The 21307-nt window shown below is 40.9% G+C and carries 21 protein-coding genes, 4 tRNA genes and 1 pseudogene; 11 read left to right on the top strand and 15 right to left on the bottom strand.

Features of this window, described 5'->3' with window-relative positions; all coding sequences use genetic code 11:
• Window positions 1-117: 117 nt before the first annotated feature.
• Window positions 118-774: a ribonuclease I gene (locus tag HYG93_RS01500; RefSeq protein WP_252362253.1), complete on the bottom strand. Its 657-nt coding sequence runs from the start codon at window positions 772-774 to the stop codon at window positions 118-120.
• A 49-nt stretch (window positions 775-823) separates the two neighbouring features.
• Entirely contained in the window at window positions 824-2782 is a 1959-nt protein-coding gene (locus HYG93_RS01495) for a lytic transglycosylase domain-containing protein (protein ID WP_120365194.1), read from the bottom strand.
• 356 nt (window positions 2783-3138) lie between these two features.
• Between HYG93_RS01495 and miaB the strand changes: the two genes are divergently transcribed.
• The 4 genes from miaB (at window position 3139) to HYG93_RS01475 (ending at window position 6624) form a co-directional block, all read left to right on the top strand.
• Window positions 3139-4596 carry a tRNA (N6-isopentenyl adenosine(37)-C2)-methylthiotransferase MiaB gene (gene miaB / locus HYG93_RS01490; RefSeq protein ID WP_106984079.1) on the top strand — a complete coding sequence of 486 codons (1458 nt, stop codon included), beginning with the start codon at window positions 3139-3141 and terminating at the stop codon, window positions 4594-4596.
• Window positions 4597-4633: 37 nt separating this feature from the next.
• A complete protein-coding gene (locus tag HYG93_RS01485) occupies window positions 4634-5719 on the top strand; it encodes a PhoH family protein (RefSeq protein WP_106984078.1) in 1086 nt (361 codons plus the stop codon).
• 9 nt (window positions 5720-5728) lie between these two features.
• Window positions 5729-6211, top strand: a complete 483-nt coding sequence (ybeY, locus tag HYG93_RS01480; protein WP_106984077.1) for an rRNA maturation RNase YbeY — start codon at window positions 5729-5731, stop codon at window positions 6209-6211.
• 104 nt (window positions 6212-6315) lie between these two features.
• Complete coding sequence (locus tag HYG93_RS01475; protein WP_106984076.1) at window positions 6316-6624, top strand: antibiotic biosynthesis monooxygenase; 309 nt, start codon at window positions 6316-6318, stop codon at window positions 6622-6624.
• Here the strand turns inward: HYG93_RS01475 and HYG93_RS01470 are convergent.
• Together HYG93_RS01470 and HYG93_RS01465 are read right to left on the bottom strand one after the other, a co-directional pair.
• On the bottom strand, window positions 6584-7039 hold the full coding sequence (locus tag HYG93_RS01470; RefSeq protein WP_106984075.1) for a hypothetical protein: 456 nt from the start codon (window positions 7037-7039) through the stop codon (window positions 6584-6586). The genes HYG93_RS01475 and HYG93_RS01470 overlap by 41 nt on opposite strands.
• 43 nt (window positions 7040-7082) lie before the next feature.
• Window positions 7083-7961 (bottom strand): energy transducer TonB, encoded by an 879-nt coding sequence (locus HYG93_RS01465; protein WP_106984074.1) that lies wholly within the window; start codon window positions 7959-7961, stop codon window positions 7083-7085.
• A 248-nt stretch (window positions 7962-8209) separates the two neighbouring features.
• On the opposite strand from HYG93_RS01465, the gene HYG93_RS01460 reads away from it, so the two are divergent.
• The 3 genes from HYG93_RS01460 (at window position 8210) to HYG93_RS01450 (ending at window position 10424) form a co-directional block, all read left to right on the top strand.
• On the top strand, window positions 8210-8893 hold the full coding sequence (locus tag HYG93_RS01460; protein WP_178961698.1) for a hypothetical protein: 684 nt from the start codon (window positions 8210-8212) through the stop codon (window positions 8891-8893).
• Window positions 8894-9045: 152 nt separating this feature from the next.
• Window positions 9046-9759 carry a DUF3108 domain-containing protein gene (locus tag HYG93_RS01455; protein WP_106984072.1) on the top strand — a complete coding sequence of 238 codons (714 nt, stop codon included), beginning with the start codon at window positions 9046-9048 and terminating at the stop codon, window positions 9757-9759.
• A gap of 89 nt (window positions 9760-9848) precedes the next feature.
• Window positions 9849-10424, top strand: coding sequence for a xanthine phosphoribosyltransferase (locus HYG93_RS01450; RefSeq protein WP_106984071.1), 576 nt, complete (start codon window positions 9849-9851; stop codon window positions 10422-10424).
• 52 nt (window positions 10425-10476) lie between these two features.
• Here HYG93_RS01450 and HYG93_RS01445 read toward each other — a convergent pair whose 3' ends face one another.
• Window positions 10477-11451, bottom strand: coding sequence for an aliphatic sulfonate ABC transporter substrate-binding protein (locus HYG93_RS01445; protein WP_121594491.1), 975 nt, complete (start codon window positions 11449-11451; stop codon window positions 10477-10479).
• A 248-nt stretch (window positions 11452-11699) separates the two neighbouring features.
• Here HYG93_RS01445 and HYG93_RS01440 point away from each other — a divergent pair, with 248 nt between their 5' ends.
• A complete protein-coding gene (locus HYG93_RS01440; RefSeq protein ID WP_117007467.1) occupies window positions 11700-12089 on the top strand; it encodes a hypothetical protein in 390 nt (129 codons plus the stop codon).
• 41 nt (window positions 12090-12130) lie between these two features.
• On the opposite strand, the gene HYG93_RS01435 is transcribed toward HYG93_RS01440, so the two are convergent.
• Complete coding sequence (locus tag HYG93_RS01435; protein WP_178961696.1) at window positions 12131-12322, bottom strand: hypothetical protein; 192 nt, start codon at window positions 12320-12322, stop codon at window positions 12131-12133.
• Between the two features lie 236 nt (window positions 12323-12558).
• A complete protein-coding gene (gene wrbA / locus HYG93_RS01430; protein ID WP_117007449.1) occupies window positions 12559-13152 on the bottom strand; it encodes an NAD(P)H:quinone oxidoreductase in 594 nt (197 codons plus the stop codon).
• A 115-nt stretch (window positions 13153-13267) separates the two neighbouring features.
• Between wrbA and HYG93_RS01425 the strand changes: the two genes are divergently transcribed.
• Window positions 13268-14521, top strand: coding sequence for a YihY family inner membrane protein (locus tag HYG93_RS01425; RefSeq protein ID WP_106984066.1), 1254 nt, complete (start codon window positions 13268-13270; stop codon window positions 14519-14521).
• Between the two features lie 73 nt (window positions 14522-14594).
• Here HYG93_RS01425 and HYG93_RS01420 read toward each other — a convergent pair whose 3' ends face one another.
• Together HYG93_RS01420 and HYG93_RS01415 are read right to left on the bottom strand one after the other, a co-directional pair.
• Entirely contained in the window at window positions 14595-15512 is a 918-nt protein-coding gene (locus tag HYG93_RS01420; protein WP_178961694.1) for a DMT family transporter, read from the bottom strand.
• A 174-nt stretch (window positions 15513-15686) separates the two neighbouring features.
• Window positions 15687-16575: pseudogene (locus HYG93_RS01415) on the bottom strand (DMT family transporter).
• Window positions 16576-16679: 104 nt separating this feature from the next.
• On the opposite strand from HYG93_RS01415, the gene HYG93_RS01410 reads away from it, so the two are divergent.
• Window positions 16680-17480, top strand: a complete 801-nt coding sequence (locus HYG93_RS01410) for a helix-turn-helix transcriptional regulator (RefSeq protein WP_218646739.1) — start codon at window positions 16680-16682, stop codon at window positions 17478-17480.
• A 113-nt stretch (window positions 17481-17593) separates the two neighbouring features.
• On the opposite strand, the gene HYG93_RS01405 is transcribed toward HYG93_RS01410, so the two are convergent.
• Both HYG93_RS01405 and HYG93_RS01400 read right to left on the bottom strand, forming a co-directional pair.
• A complete protein-coding gene (locus HYG93_RS01405; RefSeq protein WP_106984064.1) occupies window positions 17594-18235 on the bottom strand; it encodes a fumarylacetoacetate hydrolase family protein in 642 nt (213 codons plus the stop codon).
• 26 nt (window positions 18236-18261) lie between these two features.
• Complete coding sequence (locus HYG93_RS01400) at window positions 18262-18759, bottom strand: YcxB family protein (protein ID WP_106984063.1); 498 nt, start codon at window positions 18757-18759, stop codon at window positions 18262-18264.
• A 197-nt stretch (window positions 18760-18956) separates the two neighbouring features.
• Between HYG93_RS01400 and HYG93_RS01395 the strand changes: the two genes are divergently transcribed.
• Complete coding sequence (locus tag HYG93_RS01395; protein ID WP_256733375.1) at window positions 18957-20234, top strand: SRPBCC family protein; 1278 nt, start codon at window positions 18957-18959, stop codon at window positions 20232-20234.
• An 85-nt stretch (window positions 20235-20319) separates the two neighbouring features.
• On the opposite strand, the gene HYG93_RS01390 is transcribed toward HYG93_RS01395, so the two are convergent.
• The 4 genes from HYG93_RS01390 to HYG93_RS01375 form a co-directional block, all read right to left on the bottom strand.
• Window positions 20320-20396 (bottom strand) — tRNA-Arg (locus HYG93_RS01390).
• A gap of 498 nt (window positions 20397-20894) precedes the next feature.
• Window positions 20895-20971 (bottom strand) — tRNA-Arg (locus HYG93_RS01385).
• Window positions 20972-21016: 45 nt separating this feature from the next.
• Window positions 21017-21093 (bottom strand) — tRNA-Arg (locus HYG93_RS01380).
• Window positions 21094-21107: 14 nt separating this feature from the next.
• A tRNA-Ser gene (locus HYG93_RS01375) sits at window positions 21108-21197 on the bottom strand.
• Window positions 21198-21307 lie beyond the last annotated feature (110 nt).

The raw sequence follows: 21307 nt of genomic DNA, 5'->3' as shown, positions 1-21307 counted from the left end.
ATCTTAATAATCATAAACGGCAAAGATTGTACTCCAATCTTTTGGCAGTTGCATGTAAAAGAGAATGCTTTTCAACAAAAGTATGATAGGAAATATAAATAAAATAGCAATAAAGGCTTAAAAAGAACCTTTAATTGTGAAAGTTGCAGGGCAATTATTTTGTACGTTTTTCGGACAAGCCTTGTAATGCCCATTGTTTTCATAGCAAATTTTAATTTCTGTCAAAATGCTATTCGTTTTGTTCTGCTGGCAACTAAACTCAAATCCTTGGGTCGGCAAACCGGGGTTCAAACGCAACATACGGCTACGCAAAACCGCTGCTTGCATCACACGGGTCTCTTGGCTGGTTAATTCATCAGGAATTTTGAGCTTTTCCGCATAGTTAATCATCATACGAAAATATTGATTGGCTGGCATAGGCACACAGCCCCCAACGCCTTGCCACAATTGTTTACGTGCATTTTCATCAGGCATGACTCGCGCAACCACTTTCGCTTGAATCGGAGGTAAATTTAAAACCGTATGACTCGTACAATTACGCTGCGCCGCCACTTCAGGATAAAGCCCAAGAACATTCAGGGAATAGCCCTCTAAACATTTGCGCTTTTTATTACGCTGAGGGTCAAGCGAGCATGCTGCAGGCACAAGCTGAATTTCCATAACATAACCCGCTGGTGCTGGGCTTGCATGTACAACTGCAGTACATATTCCCATACCCGCGATGCCATAAAAATATCGCAACAACTTGTTAGCATTCAACCTGCTTAACAGCATTTATGTTGTCCCCAGTTTTTTTAAATTTTTGGCGCCATTGACACAGGTATTATTGCGAATTTCTCAATGGAATCGTTTGCATACGCTGTCCAATCGTTTGTGATCCTTGCCCCAATAAGATACCGTAATGAGTCGCATTCGTCATTACATGTTTGACATAATCACGGGTTTCAGTGAGTGGAATCGTTTCTGTATATTGGTCAGCGGCAATCGGTTGTCCATCGGGTTGCCAACGTCGAGCACGATTTGGACCTGCATTATAGCCTGCTGTAGCAAGCACTGGACTATTGCTCAATTGACGTTGAATCATTGATAAATAGAAGGTGCCATAACGCACATTGGTATTCATGTCACTTAAGGCCGCAGGGTTATAGGTTTCCCCCATTTGGCGTGCCACCAGTTTGGCGGTATCCGGCATAATTTGCATGAGACCACCCGCACCAACATGGGAACGTGCACCAGTGACAAAACGACTTTCTTGACGCATTAAACCATACGCCCAAGCAGGATCAATGCCTGCATTTTGGCTATGTGCAACCACATAAGAACGGTGTGGCATCGCATAACGATAACCATAATTGTGTTTGGTTGTCGTACGATCTGCCGCATAAATGGCACGGTCATACCACCCCATATCGGTAGCACGTTTAGCTGCAGCCAAAATCAAACCATCATCATGTCGCAAATAAGCCTGTCGCACGGCCCAGTTCCATTCACGGTTCACAAAACTGTCCGAAGCACCAACGTTACGTAAAGCAAATGCACGGCGGAAGTGAATATCCTGACTCAAGCGCACTGCATCTTGATTGGTCGCTTCGCTATAGGCTGGAATATTATTATAGGCCTGCCCAATTCGGTCTTTGGCTAATAAATTATGGTAATCATCACCAACGGACAATTGGCGATAAATATCTTGCGCTGCTTTTTTAGATTTTGAATCAGTTTGTTGTTCGTACGCACGTGCTAACCAATACTGCCAACGGTCTTCTTGACGTTGAGTTACACTCATTCCCTCAATGGCACGAAGCAGACTATTCCAGCCATTAAAACGAATCGCTTGGCGTGCGTAAATTTCAGCTTCTTCAGGGCTCAGCGGTAAACCGTAACTGGCATCATAAAAATCGAGTACTTCACGATTAAAATTATTTTTCATCACCGTAGTACCACCGACATAAGCCACTGCACGATACACAGCCTTTTGAGCATCTTCAGGTAATCCTTCTGCAGCACGACGCGCAGTCGAGAATGCAGCATTTAAATCACTATCTGCTAAACGACCAATGGCATAAATAATATAGGCTTGATCTTCTTTGGTTGCTTTAGGTGCATTCCATAAATAGTTTAAAGCATTGGCTTGAATACTATTGAGCTGCGCCAAACTCAAATTGATGCCAATCGTTTGCGCTGTGGCAATGGCTTGACCTGGTTGACCTGCGCGTAACTGCCCCCACAAACGTTGCTGACGATCTTGTGTCGTCATAAGTGGGCTAGAGAGCATCATCCGCCCTAAGCCTGTACACGAATCAGGTTGCGAATTGGTAGTGAGCCATACATCTTTATATTCGGCAAAGACCAATGGATCGCCTGATTTAGCACGAACTTGTGCCATAGCACAGCTTTCTGCTTGGTCAGGATTACTGACATATTGTAAAACTGGCTGAGCCGAAGCAAAGTCTGCCATTTTGACTTTTTCTTCAACATAATCTGCTGACAGTTTTTCTGCCATCGCAGACTGAGGATAACGCTGTGCAAAGTTCGTAATTGAACTGGTCGGTTGCGAAGCTAAATTGGTATTGAGCATCCAATATTCAGGATAATAACCCAATGCATCGTTTTGCATTTGAGATTGGTATTGTTGCAATAACGAAATATTACCGGCATTGGCTGCACGTAGTGCATCATTAAACTGTTCATCTGCGGCTTGTGCAGAAATGCTGGCACACGCGGTCGCAACACCTAAGGCAAGTAATGGATAATAATTTTGAGATTTGAAAATTCGATTTAGCATCTACGACTTGCCTTCTATTTCTTGCATCGTTTTATGACATCGCCCATGACATTTTTGGTGCTCATGTTTAAATTTAGCTATGCAGCTACATTTGCAGTTTTCAACCAGTTTAATAAGTCTAAACCAACGATATTGTTCTGTTGTGTAACCTTATGATTAAACAATATTAATTTTCAAACATTTTTCGTTCACAAATCAATATTGATCATTGGTTATTTTAAACTATAAGTTTAGCTCGAATTACTGTTAAAATACGGCCCTTTCAAAATTTCCTTATACAGAACTTCGCCACTTAGCGCCAAATTGCGTGCAAAGCAGCCAATAATGTATATCTCAAATCTATCCTAGGAGCCTGCATGACGGTTCAAACCTTCATTCCAAATGCTGCCCCAGCTGCCTCAGAAAACACTGTCTCCCAGCCACAGCACACCCCAGCGAACGATACAGCAGTGAAAAAACTGTACATCGAAACGCAAGGGTGTCAGATGAATGAGTATGATAGTCACCGTATGGCTGACCTGTTAGGCGACTCACACGGTTATGTACTAACCAAAGACCCGAAAGATGCCGATATTCTATTAATGAATACCTGTTCTATTCGCGAAAAAGCACAAGAAAAAGTGTTTTCTGAATTGGGTCGCTGGCGCAAACTGAAAGAAAAAAATCCAGACTTAATTATTGGTGTGGGTGGTTGTGTTGCTTCACAAGAAGGCGACAACATTCAAAAACGTGCCAATTATGTCGACATGATTTTTGGTCCACAAACCTTGCACCGTTTACCTCAAATGCTTGATCAACATTTTGAGCAAGTTGAAAAGCCGAAAAAAGAAAAAATTAAACTGGTGGATATTTCTTTCCCAGATATTGAAAAATTCGACTTTTTACCTGAACCACGTGTGGAAGGTTACAAAGCTTTTGTTTCCATCATGGAAGGCTGTTCTAAATACTGCTCATTCTGTGTTGTACCTTATACACGCGGTGAAGAAGTTTCTCGTCCACTCGATGACGTATTAGCAGAAATTGCAACACTGGCTGAAAAAGGTGTGCGTGAAATTTCACTATTAGGTCAAAACGTCAATGGTTACCGTGGTGAAACCTTCGAAGGTGAAATTTGCACATTTGCAGATTTACTACGTTTGGTTGCAGAAATTCCGGGCATTGGCCGTCTGCGCTATACCACTTCTCACCCGCTTGAATTTAACGACGACTTAATTCAATGCTACCGTGATTTACCACAAATGGTTTCGCACCTTCATTTACCCGTACAAAGTGGGTCAAATGATGTGTTACAAGCCATGAAGCGTAACCACACCATTGATGTGTATATCGAAAAAATTGCCAAACTGCGTAAAGTTCGTCCAGATATGCATTTATCCAGTGACTTTATTATTGGTTTCCCTGGCGAAACAGATGAGAACTTTGAAGAAACCTATCAATTTATTAAAGATATGGACTTTGATCACTCCTACAGTTTTGTCTATTCAAAACGCCCAGGTACGCCTGCAGCAGAGCTTGAAGACACCACTTCTGAAGATGTGAAAAAAGAACGTTTGGCAAAAGTTCAAGACTGGATTAAACAATCAAGTATTGATAAGACCAATGCGATGTTGGGTAGCATTCAACGTGTGTTGATTGAGTCTGTTTCAGAAAAAGATCCAAACTTACTGATTGGTACTGCAGATAACACTCGTTTAGTGGGCTTTATTGGTGATCCAGCTTGGGTGGGTCGCTTTGCAGAGATTGAAATTACCGACATCAAAACTTTGAAGTTTGTTTACGGTGAACTCTTGAATCTTGAGCCTGACGTGGCGTAATGTAGAGGTATTCGCTAGATAACTTAAAGGAATACTCTTGACTGCAGCGATTCGACGTACAGTAACATTTCCTGGTATTTCAGTTGACCGTTTACAAAGCATGCTTGGTGCATATAACGGTCACCTGAAACAAATCGAACAACGTTTAGAAGTCCAAATTGCTCACCGAGGCGATGCCTTTTTTGTCGATGGTGATATTAATGCGGTCGAGCGAGCTGAAGGCTTGCTCCACCGTCTCTTTGAAGAATCCGAAAGCACCGCACAAATTACCGCAGATACCCTTCACCTTATGATTCAAGGCAGTCAAACTGACCGTGAAATTCAAGAAGATTTTGATGATCAGGAACATACTGGCTTAGAAGACGTTTATTTACAAACGCGTAAAGGCCGTATTAACCCTCGCGGTGCAAATCAAAAACGCTATGTACAGCGCATTTTACAAAGCGATATTTCTTTTGGTATTGGCCCTGCGGGTACGGGTAAAACCTATCTTGCAGTTGCTGCCGCCGTTGATATGCTCGAACGCAACGAAATTCAACGTATTTTATTGGTGCGCCCAGCCGTTGAAGCGGGTGAAAAACTGGGTTTCTTACCCGGTGATTTAAGCCAAAAAATTGACCCGTATTTGCGCCCTTTATATGACGCTTTATATGAAATGCTGGGTTTTGAAAAAGTCGCTAAACTCATTGAGCGTCAAGTGATTGAAGTTGCACCCCTCGCTTATATGCGTGGTCGTACACTTAATCATTCATTTGTGATTTTAGACGAAGCACAAAACACCACGCCTGAACAAATGAAAATGTTTTTAACCCGTTTAGGTTTTGGTTCGCGTGCCGTGATTACCGGTGACATTACACAGGTCGATTTGCCTCGTGGCCAACAATCGGGCTTAGCGCATGCGCTTCGCGTGATTGATAAAATCAAAGAAATTCATATTACTCGTTTCCACTCTCGCGATGTCGTTCGTCATCAGCTGGTACAAAAAATTGTCGAAGCGTATGAGGGCTGGGACAGTGAACAACAGCGTTTAAGCGCAGAAGCCCGTGCAGAACGCAAAGCGCGTCAAGAAGCTCTCATTGCAGACAATGACGCCAAAGCCGATGCACAAAATGATGATAATTAAGGATTCATTTTGAAACTTAGCCTCTCCCTACAGCAGGATTTTCAAGCCCCTGAATTGGTATTGAAACGTGCTTATATCAAAAAAGTGGTAGAAACTACCCTTCGCTTTATTGATACCCAAAGTGATTGTGAAATTGGCATTGCCTGTGTAGACAACGAAGAAAGCCATAAACTGAATTTGGAATATCGAAAAAAAGATAAGCCAACCAATGTATTGTCTTTCCCCAGCGATTTACCAGATGAAATGGCTGCCGTCCTAGACGTATTCCCAATTGGTGATTTGGTCATTTGCATTCCCGTTGTACTGCGTGAAGCAAATGAACAACAAAAAGCGCCACTCACTCATTTTACGCACATGCTCGTTCATGGCACCTTGCATTTAATGGGCTATGACCATGAAACTTCTGAAGCCGATGCTGAAGAAATGGAAGCTTTGGAAATCGCAATTTTGGCGAAGCTTGGTTTTGACAACCCTTATTTAGAACAAGATTAAAACCTTAAAAAAGCGAACTTCGGTTCGCTTTTTTAACTTTGAGCTGAATATTCAACATCCCAATACATTAAATACAAAATCGTCAATAATAAGTAGTTAAAACAATGAAATATGTCGTTATTTTTAAAGCTCAGATATTAAATTTTGACGCGAGTTATGATCAGACCGCACAAGCCCTACGAGAAAAAGCCCTGAAACATTTTAACTGCCGCCACTTTGAAGCATTAAGCGAAAATGGGCAGGAAATTGCGTTGTCTTATTGGGACAGCCTTGCTGACATTCGAGCTTGGCATCAAGATGCAGAACATCAAGCCGCCCAGCTTTTAGGGAAAGAAAAATGGTATAAAAACTTTAGTGTCGATATTTGTGAAATTACAAAACAGTATGCCTCATGCTCAGCCACAGCGCACTAAGCCATAGCGACAGCCCCATCAACACTACACGAACGACCAAACCTATCATGACAAATTTAAACCATTCAAAGTGGGTATAACGCACATAGCTTTCGCCAAAGCGTTGCCTCATATTTGCAACTTGCTGACGTACAAATAAAAAATACCACAAGATTAAATACCAGAAAAAAAAGCCATTGACCATTGCGGTATTTGTGGGATAAGCCAAACTACAAATGACCGAGAGTAACCACACAGCTAAACCTGCGATCATCCAATTTTTTGCTTTGCTCGCCGCACCTCGATCATTCAGCTTTTGCGCATTTTTATACAGTAAATAACTACTACATATAGGGCTAACCAGAAGAGCCCAACAACCAGCAGCATTGGGATTCCATAATTTTAACGGCTTTTCTTGTAATTGAATTTCAGACATTGAATTTGCTTTTTCTATTTTAAAAACAAATATATCCTATGTTCTAATTCACTTCAAATTCTGCTTCTGCTGGGTCAAAACGCCATGTTCGCACAACACGAAGTTCAGAGATGTCTTTCATTTTAGAATCGAAATGAGCAAATGGTGCAGCTTTACGTACTGATGCTTTAGCCGCTTCGTCTAAAACAGGATGCCCAGAACTTTCCAGTAAACGAATTGCACGGATCCCCCCACTGGAATTTAAAATCACCATCAATTGCACTTCACCAGCTAAATTTTGTGCACGCGCCTGATCTGGATAGTTTTGGTTGCCATAAAATTCTACTTTTTGGCGGAATTTTTCCATATACGCAGCTGTATCATCTTGCTTGGCTTGCACACCATCAATGGTTTTAATTTTTTGCTGACGACTAAAGTTTTGCTGGCGTTGTAAATATTGCGCTTCAATACTGGCCACCATCGCAGCTTTGGCAGAAAACTGGCTTTGCAATTCTTCAGCTTGCTTTTTACGTTGATTCTCATCGGCCTGTTTTTGCCAACTGAGCGTGGTCATCAGCACTTTTTCTTCAAAGTTCAGTTCACGCTTTTGCTGAATTTTATCTAATGCTTGCTGTGCTTGCTCGCCACTGTCCTGATCAACCATGGGTGCAGGCATGTCGGTCGACATGCGGTGCTTCTCGCGAAACTTACCTGAGCCTTGTTGATCGGCTTGCGCAAGATAATCCGCATCTTCCACAGTCGTATCACTAGGCCGTAGGCTTACAGCAATTTCTTTAGTGGTTTCAAATGTTGCTTGTGGCACACCAAATTGCACCATTAACACCGAGATATGCAACACCGCAGCAGCAGTAAATGCACTGACAAATATTGGATCTTTCCACCACTCATTTTGCAACGGTTTGAATGTCTTTTTCTTCAGCATCACATTAATACGACAATTTGCCGAGTTCCCCAACAAGCATAAAAGAGTATAAAATAAACCTGGTTTTCATATTTTTATGAAAGCGAGAGGTTCATCAACAAATACACAACACATGACTCTGTGCACTTTAAAATCCTAAAAATGGTGCAATTTATTTTGCTAAACTGCAAGAAAGAAAACTTGTATTTTTTCAATTATTCGACAAGATACACCCCGCTAAAAAGCTTATTTGCCAGGATGCTTTCAATATGCAAACGCTTATTTCCAATATTTCTAAACGTATACGTCAGGTCTATCAACGAGCGGAAGGATTTATTGAAGACGAGCGCGAGTTTCCACTTTCTCAAGTTTTTTTAAATGCGACCTTTCAACGTTTTGTTACTGACAACGTCAAAATGCTCCAAGACTTGCATGCTGATTTGCATGATGATTGGTTACGTTTATATGCCACACTCAATTATAACGGTTTAGAAATTACGCTTACAGTTGACCTAAAATTGGTGCAAATGGAGCTTAACAAAACCACCCAATTAATTGTGTTTGAACAAATTAGCGACACCAAAGTTTTAGATGCCAAATACCTCAATATTTTTTATAAATTGGGCGTGAAATTTGCACTGTTTTTCTATCAAAAAGTATTGAACGATGACCCACTCGGTATGATTTTAGAGAAACTGAATGTTATTAAAGTCAAAGATGATCTCTTGCATTTGGATTTGAACCGCTGGCTTGGCAAAAGCCGTTCGATTATTGACACCTTATCCAAAGTCCATGTCAATCATGCCATGCTCAGAGAAGCTGAATTGGTGGTGATTGGCAACGTCAACATTGCTGCTTTATTTAGTAAAATGGCAGCAGAACGGATAGAAGATTGGGACGAAGCACCAGAGTCCGATAGCGAAGTCACCCCGATCCAACAAAAGAGCAAATAACAGCAACTCGAACCAAAAACTGGTGTTAAAAATAAGCAGAAAATTACATTTCTTACGATATTTCGCTTATTTCTCCACAATCAAGGCGCATAATTCTATTTAATCGCAGAATATTCTGCACAAAATACAAGGCTTAAAAGGAAAGAATACTGATGGCTAAATATGTGATGAAAACTTTTGGCATCGCAGCAGCTGTATCGACTGCAGTCCTTTGTTCAGGATTTGCAAGTACAGCTTTTGCCATGAGTCCCTATCAAGCAAGTTACCAATTTAACTATAACGGCAAAAACGTCGGCTCTGCCTCACGTAATTTGGCACAGTCGGGTAATAATTGGACCTATGTGTTTGCAGCCAAAGCCGTTGGCATGGCATCTGCGACCGAGACCAGTAACTTTAGCTTCAGCAATGGCAACATTAATTCAAAAAGCTTTAGCCGTACCAGCAAAATCCTGATTCATAACAATACCATGAGTATTAACTTCAACCCGAACAGCAAAATCATTAATACCAAAAAAGATGACAAAGCACGTTCATTTGCTTGGCAAAATGGTGTGTTAGATGAACTGAATGCTGAACTGCAAATCCGTGAAGATTTGAAAAATGGCGGTTTAAAATCTAAATACTACTTAGCTGATGCTAAAGAAGTAGAAGCACGTCGCTTTGTCAAACAAGGTAATGAGTCAGTTAAGACCACTTATGGAACTTTCGATACTATTAAAGTCGTGATGCAACACGATAAACCAGGTCGCGAAACAATTTTCTGGCTTGCACCGAAATTGGATTATCTTCCTGTAAAAGTGAGCCATGTCGATCAAAAAACATCATATTCTTTACTTTTGACAGGCTATAAGGGTCCAACTAAGTAAGTAAATTAGCCGATTTTGCTTGCATTTTCTGCGGTGCTTTTTAAAATACGCTTTTGCTTTAATGAGCACCCGCTCTTGAGGATTCTCCCGTGCATGCACTAGAACAGAAAATCTTAGCCGAAGGTATCGTTCTATCTGATGAAGTTTTGAAAGTCGATTCTTTCTTAAACCACCAAATTGACCCCGTAATGATGCAGCAAATTGGTCAAGAATTTGCACGCTTATTTAAAGATGCGGGCATTACTAAAATTATTACGATTGAAGCTTCAGGTATTGCACCTGCAGTGATGGCTGGTTTAGAGCTTGGTGTTCCAGTTATTTTTGCACGTAAATATCAATCTTTAACTTTAAAAGATGATTTATACCGCTCAAAAGTATTCTCTTTCACTAAACAAATTGAAAGCACCATTGCGATCTCTAAAAAACATATCTATGCTACAGACAAAGTTTTAGTGATTGATGACTTCTTGGCAAATGGCCAAGCAGCATTAGGTCTTGCTGACTTAATTCATCAAGCCGAAGCATCTGTTGTTGGTATTGGTATTGTGATTGAAAAATCATTCCAACCAGGTCGCGATATTTTGCTTGAAAAAGGTTACCGTGTTGAATCATTGGCACGTGTTAAATCTTTGAGCAATGGTACTGTTGAATTTGTTCGTGACTAATTCAAAGACCATAAAAAAAAAGCGCCATCTGGCGCTTTTTTTACATTTACAATTACTGTTTTTTCCAAACATGTTCGTTAATTTGTACAGGATTTGGAATTAACTTTAATTCGGAGAATAGGTCTGCAATTTTTTGCTGATCTTTTATCACAGCGTCATTCAAATAATAGGTTTGAACCGTATCTGGGCGCTTGGAAAGTACTTTTTCAGCCACGGTACGATCAATGCCTGTGCTTTCTGCCAAAATTTGAATCGCTTCTTGTGGATGTGCTTTAATCCATTCATCTGTTGCATTTAATGTATCAACAATTTTTTGAGCATCTTTTGGATGTGCTTTTAAAAATTGTGGTGTAGACAAATAAAAACTATAAACTGAATGTAATTGTGACGAATCAAAAATAACGCGGGTATCCCCTTTTAGCGCAGCAGCACTTGCATACGGATCCCATACAGCCCACGCATCAATTGAACCTTTATCTAAAGCTGCTCGTGCATCTGCAGGTGTTAACCAAATAGGCTGAATATCTTGCCAAGACAAATTGGCTTTATTTAAAACCTGTGCCACGAAATAATGCGCACTTGAGCCCTTAGTTAAAGCAATACGCTTGCCCTTTAAGTCTGCTAAATTTTGAATTGTGCTGTTTTTAGGCACTAACAAATCATGTGAACTTTTAGAGTTAATTTCATAACCTAAATAATCAATGGGTTTATTTGCAGATAAGGCAAAAATAACAGGCGTATCCCCTGTATAACCAAAATCAATTGCGCCTACATTGAGTGCCTCTAAAGTTTGTGGTCCCGCAGGAAATTCCTTCCATTCAACTTTTACATTTGGAAATGCTTGCTCAAAAGCTTGTGTCTTTTTAGCCACAATTAATTTGAGTGCTGCTTTTTGATAGCCAATATTCAATTGCTTTAAAGATTGTTCTGAAACTTGTTCTTTATTCGTCGTTTTATTTTTTTGATCACAAGCAATCAACCCCAAACTTAAACTGATCGCAGCAACAGATGCCAGAATTTTTTTCATGTAGTATCCAATATATTCTTGAAAAATTTATACTGCACACCTTAGCGAGTTTCAGTTTTCAGCTGAAATCATTTTTTATCACAACTAAATCTCAGAAATTAATTTAATATTACAAAATTGCTGAATATAAATTTGGTCGTTTAGGTCAGCATAAGTCAGTGAAAAACCTGTTTTAATAACAACTGAAATCAATACGATTGTGTAGATGGATCTAGATCACACTCTCAAGAATGAATGAGCTCAACACTATGAATGAACTTCCCACTGTACAATGCCCAAAATGCGCTTCAAACGACGTCGAAGCACGTAATCACGAACAAACCCTACAAAAAATTGGTGGCGTTTTACTTAGTGGCGCAGGCACTGCTGCTGGTACAGTCGGAGGCGCAGCCTCAGGGGCATCTATAGGCGCAGCCATTGGCGGCGTAACAGCTGGGCCTTTGGGTGTAATTATGGGTGCAACAATTGGTACATTCGTGGGTGCAATTAGTATAGGCGTAACAGGTGGCTTTTTAGGACATCGTGTTGGTAAAAAAGCAGGTCAAATAGTCGATAAAAATATCTTCCTCGACTATCAATGCAATGCCTGTAAACACCGTTTTGCTGTACAGCATGCTGTGCAAATTAACAAAGAATAACGCGTACACCCATAAAAAAGCGCTCAAAGAGCGCTTTTGGGTTATTTTTTCACACTGCTCGCTGTTGCATGCGGTGTTTCAGCCTGCGTCGTCACTGGCTGTTGTGTAGTTGTTTGTTGCTTTTTTTCAGGCGGAAATTCAAAACTATGTAATACACTCATTGCAAATGAAGCAGAAGAAACTGTGAAAGTTAAAAGAACACTCAAAGTAAACCGAAGAGAAGAAGACCACATAAAAAGACCCCAAATTTAAAAATATGCGAAAAGCCAATCGGCTTGCATAGATAAGTATAAAAAGCATGTGTATTAAATGTGATCTAGTCGTCTTTTTACATCCCTCAAAATAGGTATATTTCAATCTATAACAATGAGATATTTTGTTTTTATACTTAAATTTTTACGAATATAACTGCTACTTTTATAGCGATAACTTTGCCTGCTTATCATTCAAACAGGCAAAGTTATAGGTTTTAGCCCACCAGCTTTTGTACTACTTGTGCCAAACGTTTACCTTGCTCTTCACACAAGATTTTTTCATCTTGACTGATAGATAAATCATGACGTGGCCCACTCACATGACTTGCCCCATACGGCGTACCACCAGTTTTCGTATTCGACAGCGCTGGGGCTGAATTGCTTAAGCCTAAAATCATCATGCCGTGGTGGAATAATGGTGGAAGCATAGTTAACAGCGTGCTTTCTTGACCACCATGCATTGAACCTGACGACGTAAAGACACACGCAGGCTTGCCATGCAATGCGCCATTTAACCAAAGGCTGGTGGTTTGATCGAGGAAGTATTTCATTTCCGATGCCATATTGCCAAAACGGGTTGGTGAACCCAAAGCCAACCCAGCACAATTGGCCAAATCATCCAAGCTACAATAAATATCCCCTTCTTCTGGAATGCTGGCTGCAGCTACAGTCACCACGGTGGACAATTGAGGAACTGTGCGAATTTTTACTTGCATGCCTGTAGACTCAATACCATTTGCAATCAAGTGTGCCATTTCTTTGGTTGCGCCATTTTTACTGTAATACAGAACTAAAATATAAGGTTGCATGGTGATTTAGGCGGTGTAATTAAAAAATAAACTATACGGTATTTTGTCCAGTTTTTGGTTAAGCTTAGAGCCGAATATTGAAAAATGATGATTAGAACAATTGAGGCTGTAATTTATGATTGCCGAATATTTCAAGAAACTTCCCTTTTATGACAAAAAATGGTTTCAGTTTGTTTTATTCGTTATACGGCGTTTTGAAGCCGATCGTTGTCGTGAACAAGCAGGTTCTTTGACCTATACCACGCTGTTTGCTGTCGTGCCGATGCTGACAGTATTTTTGGTGATTATCTCTTCCATTAAAGCACTTGAACCTGCGCGCCAACAGCTCCAGCAACTGATTTATAGTAATTTTTTACCTAAAACAACCATTGCCTTTGATAAAGCACTCAATGCATTCACTGATAAATCGAGTAATTTAACCGTTATTGGTATTCTATTTTTATTCATCACTACCGTGATGATGTTGACCAGCATTGAAACTGTGTTTAACCGCATTTGGCGTGTAACCGAAACCCGTGGTGGTATTTTAGGCTTTATGCGCTACTGGACCATTATTTCACTAGGCCCAATCTTGTTGGGCAGCGCATTTGTCATTTCGTCTACCATGGCCTCGCTAAATGTTCTTAACAATAACTTTGCAGGCTATGAACTTGATGGTGAGTTTATATTGTGGCTCATCTCATTTGGTTTAACCATTTTAGGATTTTTCATCTTAAATTGGACCATTCCCAATCGGAATGTACCTCTAAAAGCAGCCTTAATTGCAGGCTTATTTAGCGCAACCGTATTTGAACTCCTCAAAAATCTATTTGGGTTTGTAATGAGTAACTTCACCAGCTATGAACTCATTTATGGTGCATTTGCAGCGATTCCTATTTTCCTGCTGTGGATTTTTTTATCTTGGAATATCGTGTTGTTGGGGGTAGAAATCAGTTATGCACTTACCGCCTTTGATGCCGATGCAAGTCGTGACCGCAAACGCCATCCAGTAATTATGTTGCTGGATCTGCTCGAGCTGTTCTATCAAAAGCAAAAAGTTGGTCTGAGCGTTAGTGAGTCCGAAGCTTTGGAAGTGTTAGGTCGTGATGAAATTGGTCGCTGGCCGAGCTATGTCAAATTACTCGAAAAACAAAATTTGATTACCCGTACAGATACCAATAACTTTGTACTCGCACGTAATCTGGCACAAATTGATTTTTGGACTTTTTACTCACAGCTTCCTTATCCACTGCCACATCGTAAAGATATTGGCAATATTCATGCAGATGATGAATGGATGGAAAAAATTGGCCCAGCTTTGATTGAGTCCGATGATTATTTAGCGGCTAAATTGGCCATTCCGTTATCGACGATTTTGGAATCTAAATAAATACTCAGCCTATTGAATCAAAAAGCCTCATGGATTGAGGCTTTTTGATTATTTCGTAGCTTTACATCACTTTTTAGCAACTTGGCTGTTTTGCGCGCCCAGATAAACTCACAATCAGCACGCCAAGCATTACCATACTGGTACCAATAATAAAGGCGCGTTCTAAAGGCTCATTTAAAATAACTACACCAAACAGAATACCAAATAGAGGGGTTAAAAAAGAAAAGACCCCTAAACGTGAAGCTAAATATTTTTTAAGCAACCAAAACCAAATTAAATAGCTTGCAAATGAAATCAATACTGCATGAAACAGTAGACTCGTGAGAGTCAGCATCGACCAACGGATTTCGCTTTGTCCCAATATAAATGTCATAGGTAGCAAGCAAATAAAGCCACCGAATAATTGATAAAACAAAGTTTGTGTAGCAGGTGCTTCAGACAAATTTGTTAATCGCACGGCAAGCGTTGTGGAGGCCCAAAATATACCAGCGCATAGGGCCAGTAAGTCACCCAAAATCACATGACTTAAGCTTTGCATTGATGATTCACGCTCACCTCCCAAAAAGGTGGTCACAATGCCTAAAAATGCAATTGCAATACCGCTCCACTGTTTCCAAGTCAGACGTTCTGCGGGTAATTTCCAATGTAAGCCCAATGCCACAAAGATAGGCGCTGTATATAACAAAACAACCGTATGTGAGGCTGTCGTAAAGCGTAAGGCTTCGGCCAATAAGCAAAACTCTGTGGCAAATAAAACAGCAACCAAAGTCCCTGAAAACCAATACTGGCGTGACCACAAAGACTGCCCCTGTGCCAACTTAATCAGTGGAAAAACCAGCAATGCAGATAAACCTGAACGCAGTGCCATTTGCATCAGCGGTGAAATATCTGCTGCAGCCAATTTCACAACAATCTGTTGCAAACCCCACAATATGCATAAGCCAAACATGATTGATGAAGCTTTGGCATCCAATGCCTGACGTTCTTGCACACCGTCTACTCGTTGCTCTAAACCTCAACACAGTAACATTGTCGTACCTAAAAAACACGAGTCAACATTGACTTTTTAATTTCTTATCACGCGAGCTTTTATAGATAGATCAAATACTTCCGAGCAGATAGCGCTTGAATGAGGCGTTGAAGCACCTGAGCAGACCAAGCTGGCTTATTTTATAAAATGAATATGCGCCCATGTACGTGCAATTTGGCGATGCAAACTCACAGTCATCACACCCAACATCACAAAGCCCGTACCCATCAGAAAATTCAGCTCAACCTGTTCATGCAAAAAAACCACACCAAACAGCATGCCAAAAATAGGCGTAAGAAATGAAAATACCCCTAAGCTATTGGCCAAATATTGGCGTAATAACCAAAACCACAGCATGAGGCTAAAAAACGACATGATCAGCACATTAAATAATGTGCTCCCCAAAACCACCCAACTCCAATGAATCGCACTTTGGCCTGTGATATATGCCAATGGGAGTAAAATTAAAAAACTACCCAGCAATTGATAAAACAAAGTTTGAGTTGCTGGCGCATCTGCCAATTTTGTTAAGCGTAATGAAATGGTGGTTAAAGCCCACATCATACCCGCCATTAGGGCCAAAAAATCTCCCCAAAGCGCATGTGTTAAATCACCTGCTGTGTCACCACGCCCCATAAAGAACAACACAACGCCTGAAAAAGCGAGGAAAATACCGCCCCATTGAATCAAATTCAATTGTTCTGCTGGCAATTTCCAATGTAACCGTATGTGAAGCCGTGGTATAGCGTAGCGCTTCAGCCACAAAAAGAAATTCGGCTGAAAATAAAATAGCCAGCCACAGACCAGGAAGCAGATAGTCTTTATGATATAAATCTGAAAAGTGCTTCAGACGAAGTAGTGGAATCACCAACAGAACGGATAAACCTGAACGAAGCGCAATTTGCATAATTGGGCTAATATCGGGCGCGGCCCACTTCAGCACGACCTGCTGAATTCCCCAAATCATACACAATAAAATCATCCAACCCGATGCTTGTGCATCGAGTGCTTTACGCTGTTCCACGGCCATTGCTCAAAACTAAAAGAGCCTGCTACTATAGCCCTGTCACAAATCAAATATATAGTTTAAAACAGACAAGTCATTATTGAATTCAGGCAATTTCCAACATGCCAAATCGCACTAATGCATCACGCCCTTTGGGCATGCAACTCAAAACCAATGACCATATAGACGCTGCACTTTGGATTAGCTTCCGAGATGACCCAGCGCAATCCATTTACCCCACACATGGCCATGCATGGGGTGAGTTTATTTATGCCTTTGACGGCATTATGGAACTCAATATTGATCAAATTGATTATATCACCCCACCACCACACGGCATTTGGTTGCCTCCAAACGTCAAACACAGTGGCTTAAATCGTACGGCGGTGTCTCATGGCACACTGTATATCCATGAAAGCCTATGTCAGGACTTACCCCAACAAGCAGGTATTTTACTGAGCTCACCTTTGGTTTCTGCCCTATTTGAACATTTAAGACAAACACCAAATGCTGTATCCAACGCCGAACACCAACGCTTACTCACTGTACTGGTTGACCAACTCAAACATGCCCAATTGGTCAGCAGTTATTTGCCTCATTCTGAGCATCCAACACTGCAAGCCTTACTCAATTATTTACACCAAGCCCCTGCCAATCATCTGTCTTTGGCTATACTTGCCAAACAATACAATATGACTGAGCGTACCCTTGCCCGACTCAGTCAAAAAGAATTAGGCATGTCATTGCATGAGTGGCGCCAGCGCCTAAAAGTGATTAAGGCCATGAGCTTACTGAACCGAGGTCATACGGTAGAAAGTATTGCCTTCGACTTAGGTTATGCCAATGCATCTGCTTTTATTAATATGTTTAAACGCTGGATGCATATTAGCCCCGATCAGTTTCGTAAAAAATTTTCCAGATAAAAACCGCTCTCTGTTTGCTCAAATTAACTGTTCTAAAGTAAATTTCGCTGTGCCTTACATTCACGCAGACATAAAAAAAGGACTGTCTCTACAGTCCCTTTTGATGAATTCAATTACTTTACAAAGGTCGTCCAAACATAATCTTGTTGCTGACCCTGTAAAGTCATACTCAACTGATCACCAGCCTGTAAGGCCGCGACACCTGCAGGTGTTCCTGTCATCACAACATCACCAGCTTCTAAGGTAAACACTTGGCTAATGTCTGCCAGCAACGTTCCTACATCAAAAATCAGCAATGCCGTATCACCCTTTTGACGGAGTTCATCATTAACTTGCAAAGTGTAATGCACATCTTTCCAGTCACTGACAACCGATGAAACATCTACCCAATCTGCCAACATGCATGAACCGTCATACGCTTTTGCACGTTCCCAAGGCTGACCTTTCTTTTTCAAATCATCTTGCAAATCACGCAAAGTTAAATCCAAACCTAAAGTTACCGCATCTACCGCTTGCAATGCCTTTTGTGGATCAGTTTCTGCTTTTAAAGTTTGCCCAATACGCAAAGTCAACTCACACTCGTAATGACAACTACCCAGGGTTTTATTCCAGTCAATGCCAGCATCTAAAGCAGATAAAGCACTCGGTGGCTTCATAAACAAAACAGGACGATCAGGTACTGCATTTCCTAACTCTTTTGCATGATCAGCATAGCTGCGGCCGACACATATAATTTTTGATGGACGTGTAGTCATGATCTTCCCTTCTGTTTTAAGCTCAATTATTTCTTAAATGTATTTTCAAAAATGCTTTGATCAGCTGGATTGCTAAACGCGCGCTTAGGAATAATCACCACTGTACGGTTTTTCATTTCCAACATATACGTCAGTTTACCTGAGGCAAAAGTTGCGACTTCGGCATAGTTGAAAATATTTTTACGCTCATTGGCAAAAATTTCACCATGATCTTGATACAGATCAATGCCTTGCTCACTCTTACCAAATTGATACTTAATAAACTGACGCTTAAACATCATTGGTAAAAACCAATAGCGCATGAGCAATTGCATGATTAAAAAGAATGCGCCTAAAGCCACGTAATAGCGACCTACACCACTGAAACCTAAAGAAAAACCCCAAATAATAATACCAATGCTAATCAATGGCGTAATAAAGCGTGTGAACTGCTTCTTACCAAAAGTAGCCAAGGCAAAACCATCTTGAGATTCTTCTAAATTCAAGGTGTAACGTAACGACAATGCGGGTTGAGTCTCTGACATCTGCTCACATACATATTTTAAAATATAAATTGAACTAGATATTACACCAGAATAGGGTGATTTCTTATTCTTTTTAGCATCAGAAATACACACTTCGGCGCTGTTCTTTTGCTTTAAAATGCGCTAAAACTGCCAACAAATAAAAAATGCATATTACAGGATGTCCTATGCAGCAGATTCAAATAAAAACATGGCTGATGCTGACGAGTCTTATCTTTGCAGGAAATGTATCTGCAAAAATTTTGCCTTGGAAAGCTCAAATTCCAAGTGCATTAACTGAATTTAATCATGATCTTCAAGCCTTAGCTTCACTCACAGGAGAGCGCATTTTGATTTATGCGCATCCTACGCAGTCCATACAATTACCCACCATGCCAGCAGGCAAAAAAACGACGGGGAAATACTACAGTGCTTCGGTGGTGATTCCAGCCAATGTCCAGCAAGTCAGCCGTTTACTGCTCAACTACACCAATTATGCAGGCTTATTTCCAACACTTAAATCGGCCAAAGTGGTTGAGCAACAAGGCTCCATTAGCCAAGTTAAATACAATATTCATATTCCAACGCCTATTCCTGTGCTGAATTTCCGTGAAACAGTACTTATGCAGCATCAGGCCGATGCCAATAGCATTTCCACGCTGATTTTGGATGCACCCGTGCCATACGCGGCGGGTAAAATTGAATGGTTTGAACTCGCGCCGAATCAGACCTTAGTAACCCTCACGCAATGGGGAGACTTAAGCCAACCCAAAGGTTTTTTATTTAGTAAAATTTTGAATGCCATACCCGATGCAAAGCTTGGCATACCTGCGGGTACCAATGCATTTTTGCTCGAATCCTTACAAAAACGCTTTAAGACCAGCCAAGCACAGCCTTTAGGCACTGGTGTATTCCCCACCGTCGGCTTAGACCGAAATGAACAACTCAAAGTGGCACAGCTCAGCCAAAACTCACAAGAGCCTGTCAGTTTTGTGCTCACGGCCAAAAATGTGCCCTACCCACACGGCACAGAGAAATTACGTTTTAGTACCAGCTATCAGTACTATGCCCATAGCCCTGCCCAGCTTCAGCAATGGCTCACACCTAATAGCTATCAACAATTATTCCCCAATCAAATTAAGCAAGTCCGTGTCCGTAAACTAGATAATAAGCAAATGGATGCGAGCTATAAGATCTCGGTGGGCCTCGGTGTCATTAACATTCCTTTTGATTTTAAAATGCGCTTTAACTACGCCACAGATTGGCAAAATGAATTTTATGCCAATGGTGGCGATTTAAAATTTGTCCGCGGTGGCATGCAGTTGACGCCAATGAATCAAGGAACGTTATTAAGTGTGACCAGTGCAATGAAAATTGATCAGGATGCCCCATTTTTATTACGTGCCATGCGAAGCATGCCTTATTCCGATATGCTACCTGCTTTAGGGGGCAATACGGTTTTTGTGCTGAAAGTAAAACAAAAGGCTGGCACTTAAATTTTGAATTTTATTTAGAGTTATTTTAAATAATTCAGACACAAAAAAACCGCAATAAATGCGGTTTTTTCAATTTAAATCAAGTTGGTGCGCCCAGAGAGATTCGAACTCCCGACCCCTTAGTTCGTAGCCAAGTGCTCTATCCAGCTGAGCTATGGGCGCGACATCTTGATGTGGTGCATTATACGTGAAATTTCAGCTTTGTTAAGCCCTAATTTGTATTAACACGATCAACTGCCTAGTTATTAGGCATTAATAGCTTTATTCTATTAAAAACCAAGCAAATTTAAATGATTTTATACTTTGGGATTCACTGTGGTTTTAGCCCTAAAATTGGTTTTGAGTGTAGTAGCAATACTTAGTGTTTAAGCAGTTTTTGGTTTTGCTTCGTGACTAAGCACGATTCTAATCATAAAACCGCACACAATGCAGCGGTGGATTTAAAGTCTCAGCTTAAAACATACAGCAGGATTAAACGCCTATGCTCAATTCTCAAAGCTCTATATTCTTGGTGATTATGCTTGATGCTAAAATAGTAGTGAATCTGGCTTTTGAACTGACTTTTAGTTTACGCTCCTGCGACCAACATACAGACAAGAGTTTAGATGCATAAATAGCAGGCACAAAAAAACCGCAATAAATGCGGTTCATTGTTCAAGTTGGTGCGCCCAGAGAGATTCGAACTCCCGACCCCTTAGTTCGTAGCCAAGTGCTCTATCCAGCTGAGCTATGGGCGCTTCACTTGTGTCGTCTTAAAAGACTGCGTTATGTACTTTACTTATTGGTGCGCCCAGAGAGATTCGAACTCCCGACCCCTTAGTTCGTAGCCAAGTGCTCTATCCAGCTGAGCTATGGGCGCGACATAAGTAAAGTTGGCGGTGAGAGAGGGATTCGAACCCTCGATACAGTTGCCCGTATGCATCCTTAGCAGGGATGTGGTTTCAGCCACTCACCCATCTCACCGTAACGTGGCGCCATAATACAAATTTAACCCCATACGTGCAAGCACTATCCCCCACTTTTTTTCATATTTTCGTTCAATTAAATATTTTTTATACAATTTTTCAAATTTA

This window comes from Acinetobacter sp. SwsAc6 (genome assembly GCF_013391565.1).
Classification (GTDB): domain Bacteria; phylum Pseudomonadota; class Gammaproteobacteria; order Pseudomonadales; family Moraxellaceae; genus Acinetobacter; species Acinetobacter cumulans.
Note: the sequence above shows the minus strand (reverse complement) of the source record. Positions and strands in the feature narration are given on the sequence as shown.

Coding starts and splice junctions, on each gene's coding strand:
- HYG93_RS01410 (WP_218646739.1), top strand. CDS start 16,680: ATGCCAAATCGCACTAATGCATCACGCCCTTTGGGCATGCAACTCAAA.
- wrbA (WP_117007449.1), bottom strand. CDS start 13,152: ATGCAACCTTATATTTTAGTTCTGTATTACAGTAAAAATGGCGCAACC.
- HYG93_RS01470 (WP_106984075.1), bottom strand. CDS start 7,039: ATGTCTGAAATTCAATTACAAGAAAAGCCGTTAAAATTATGGAATCCC.
- miaB (WP_106984079.1), top strand. CDS start 3,139: ATGACGGTTCAAACCTTCATTCCAAATGCTGCCCCAGCTGCCTCAGAA.
- HYG93_RS01455 (WP_106984072.1), top strand. CDS start 9,046: ATGGCTAAATATGTGATGAAAACTTTTGGCATCGCAGCAGCTGTATCG.
- HYG93_RS01465 (WP_106984074.1), bottom strand. CDS start 7,961: ATGCTGAAGAAAAAGACATTCAAACCGTTGCAAAATGAGTGGTGGAAA.
- HYG93_RS01425 (WP_106984066.1), top strand. CDS start 13,268: ATGATTGCCGAATATTTCAAGAAACTTCCCTTTTATGACAAAAAATGG.
- HYG93_RS01445 (WP_121594491.1), bottom strand. CDS start 11,451: ATGAAAAAAATTCTGGCATCTGTTGCTGCGATCAGTTTAAGTTTGGGG.
- HYG93_RS01440 (WP_117007467.1), top strand. CDS start 11,700: ATGAATGAACTTCCCACTGTACAATGCCCAAAATGCGCTTCAAACGAC.
- HYG93_RS01460 (WP_178961698.1), top strand. CDS start 8,210: ATGCAAACGCTTATTTCCAATATTTCTAAACGTATACGTCAGGTCTAT.
- HYG93_RS01405 (WP_106984064.1), bottom strand. CDS start 18,235: ATGACTACACGTCCATCAAAAATTATATGTGTCGGCCGCAGCTATGCT.
- HYG93_RS01475 (WP_106984076.1), top strand. CDS start 6,316: ATGAAATATGTCGTTATTTTTAAAGCTCAGATATTAAATTTTGACGCG.
- HYG93_RS01500 (WP_252362253.1), bottom strand. CDS start 774: ATGCTGTTAAGCAGGTTGAATGCTAACAAGTTGTTGCGATATTTTTAT.
- HYG93_RS01400 (WP_106984063.1), bottom strand. CDS start 18,759: ATGTCAGAGACTCAACCCGCATTGTCGTTACGTTACACCTTGAATTTA.
- HYG93_RS01395 (WP_256733375.1), top strand. CDS start 18,957: ATGCTGACGAGTCTTATCTTTGCAGGAAATGTATCTGCAAAAATTTTG.
- HYG93_RS01495 (WP_120365194.1), bottom strand. CDS start 2,782: ATGCTAAATCGAATTTTCAAATCTCAAAATTATTATCCATTACTTGCC.
- HYG93_RS01435 (WP_178961696.1), bottom strand. CDS start 12,322: ATGTGGTCTTCTTCTCTTCGGTTTACTTTGAGTGTTCTTTTAACTTTC.